Below are 2,322 nucleotides of genomic sequence, written 5' to 3'. Positions count from 1 at the left end.
TGGACCATCAGCTGGTTCCGCGATCAGTTTGGCGCAGCCGCTGTCCAGGATGCGCAGGATCGCGGCATCGACATTGAGAGTTTGCTGAGTGCCGAAGCCAGCCACGTGCCAGCGGGCAGCGACGGGTTGATCACCCTACACGATTGGGCGGCACCGGCGCACGCACCGTGGCGCAAAGGCGCAATCATCGGATTCGATGGCCGCCATACGCGCGCGCATCTGTTCCGCTCGCTGCTGGAGGGCATCGTGTTCACGATGAAGAATCATCTGGATCCGATGATGCAGGCGCTGGAACGCCCGCTGGCGCAGCTGGTGATTTCGGGTGGCGGTGCCAATAGCGATCTGTTTATGCAACTGTTTGCCGACATATTTGGCGTGCCAGCACGCCGTAATGCCATGCGCAGTTCAGCGGCGATCGGCTGTGCCATCAGCGCGGGTATGGCGGTTGGCGTGTGGCAACAGTACGCCGATGCGGTGGCGGCGCTGGTGCAGCCAGGCGAGACCTTCATGCCCAACGCCGCACATCACGCGCACTATCAACAGCTCAATCAGCAGGTTTATCAGCAGTTGCATGCTGCGCTGGATCCGCTGCTACAACGATTGAGTCCGCTGGCCTGATATCCAGGTGCGCATGAATGCGCACCCTACGGAATATTGGCAGCCAATGGCCACACGCCCGCATTGGTCGTGGACACCGCCAGCGCGCCGGCTGCCAGCGCCAGACGCGCATCCTCTTTATCGCACACCAGCCCGCCAGCAATGATCGGCTGGCTGATGCGTTCGGTGATCCAGCCCAGCACTTTCGGCATACAGCCAGGCAGGATTTCAACAATATCCGGCGCTGACTGCGCCACTTGCTTCTCAATGTTGTTGAAGGAGATGGAGTCGAGCACGAAGAGCCGGTGAATCGCCCAGAAACCGTGCTGGCGCGCGGCTTTCAGCATCGCCGGTTTGGTGCTGATGATGCCATCCGCCTGGGTGACGATTTTCAGAAACTGAATCACCACTTCCTGACGCGAGCTGCCTTCCAGCAGATCGACATGGACGAAGGCCATTTTCCCGGCCTGTTTGATCTGCCCAACGATACGCCCGATGTTGCAAATGTTGCCGTAAAGCACCGACACCACCTGACAAGGTGAATCCAGCGCCTGTTGCAGACTTTGCGCATCTTTCACCGCCGCTACCACCGGCGCGTTCTTTAACAACTCAACTAAATCCACTGCACACCACCTTTTCCATTAAAGCGTCATCGTGGCAATCGGCGCGGCAGCGTTAAAACGCTGCATCTCCGTCAACAGCCAATCGCGAAATACGGTAACACGCGGCAGCGTCTGTTTGCCGCCCGGCACTTCCAGCCAATAACCGTTTGCGCTGGCGAGCATCTGTGATGACACCTGCACCAGCACGCCATTGTTCAGTTCATTACGTACCATCGCACGATCCAGCACCGCATAACCCGCGCCCGTCACGCAGGCGTTGATCACCTGATCCTGAGTACTGAAGGCCAGCCCGTTATCTTCCAGTGCCGGGGCTTCACCGCAAGCCTGACACCAGCGCGCCCAGTTATCCAGCCGACTGTCGCCATTGAGAATGTGCAACTGCGGCATCAAATTGATATCCGGCCAGGCGCCATCCAGCATCAGCAGCGGACTGGCCACCAGCACCAGGGTTTCATGGCACAGCCATTCCCCTTCGCCGCCCGCCGCCTGCGCCTCTTCCTGCGATCCAAAGCGGATAGCGCAGTCAAAGTCGCTGTATTTCTGGCGCGCTTCACTGATCAGCATGATTTGCAGATGGCGATGCTGCTGACGCAGCGTGACCAGCCGTGGCGCTAACCAGCGCGTGGCAAAAGTGGGCGCAACCTGCAAACGCAGGTGCTGGCGCGGATTGTGTTGTTGCACGCCGCGCACGCCCTCTTCCAGCAAATCCAGCGACTGCCGCACCACCGGCAGCAGTTGGATCGCTTCCGGTGTAAGCAGTAAGCCGCTATGGCTACGCACGAACAGATCTTTGCCGAGGAAGGTTTCCAGCTGACGCATCTGACGACTGGCGGCGCTCTGCGTCATGAATAATGCATCGGCGGCTTTGCTAAAGCTCAGGGTGCGACAGGTCTCTTCGAACAGCCGCAACATATTGAGAGAAGGTAACTTTCTCATCTCTGCCTCCGGCAGACATGGGTGAAATGTTGCGCCAATGTAACCACAGCCCTTTCAGCCAGGGAGAATCAAACGCCAAATTTATGAGAGCAATCACAGGAAATTGCGGAATAGGGGTATGCGTTTTTCGCACTCGCCTGCGCCCGGTTCAAATGTCACAGTAATT

Annotated in this window: 3 protein-coding genes; 1 reads left to right on the top strand and 2 read right to left on the bottom strand. The window is 58.4% G+C overall.

Features of this window, described 5'->3' with window-relative positions; genetic code table 11:
- Positions 1-618 (top strand): FGGY-family carbohydrate kinase (locus RTY00_RS11200; protein WP_312664479.1); only part of this gene is annotated, 618 nt, incomplete at its 5' end.
- A 26-nt stretch (positions 619-644) separates the two neighbouring features.
- Here the strand turns inward: RTY00_RS11200 and RTY00_RS11195 are convergent.
- Both RTY00_RS11195 and RTY00_RS11190 read right to left on the bottom strand, forming a co-directional pair.
- Positions 645-1,220 carry a glycerol-3-phosphate responsive antiterminator gene (locus tag RTY00_RS11195; RefSeq protein ID WP_312664478.1) on the bottom strand — a complete coding sequence of 192 codons (576 nt, stop codon included), beginning with the start codon at positions 1,218-1,220 and terminating at the stop codon, positions 645-647.
- A gap of 18 nt (positions 1,221-1,238) precedes the next feature.
- Positions 1,239-2,156 (bottom strand): LysR substrate-binding domain-containing protein, encoded by a 918-nt coding sequence (locus tag RTY00_RS11190; RefSeq protein ID WP_008102515.1) that lies wholly within the window; start codon positions 2,154-2,156, stop codon positions 1,239-1,241.
- Between the last annotated feature and the right edge of the window lie 166 nt (positions 2,157-2,322).

The organism is Pantoea sp. CTOTU49201 (assembly GCF_032054795.1).
Taxonomy (GTDB): Bacteria; Pseudomonadota; Gammaproteobacteria; order Enterobacterales; family Enterobacteriaceae; genus Pantoea; species Pantoea symbiotica.
The sequence above is the reverse complement of the archived record's forward strand: the minus strand, read 5'-3'. Positions and strand labels throughout refer to the sequence as shown.

Coding starts and splice junctions, on each gene's coding strand:
- RTY00_RS11190 (WP_008102515.1), bottom strand. CDS start 2,156: ATGAGAAAGTTACCTTCTCTCAATATGTTGCGGCTGTTCGAAGAGACC.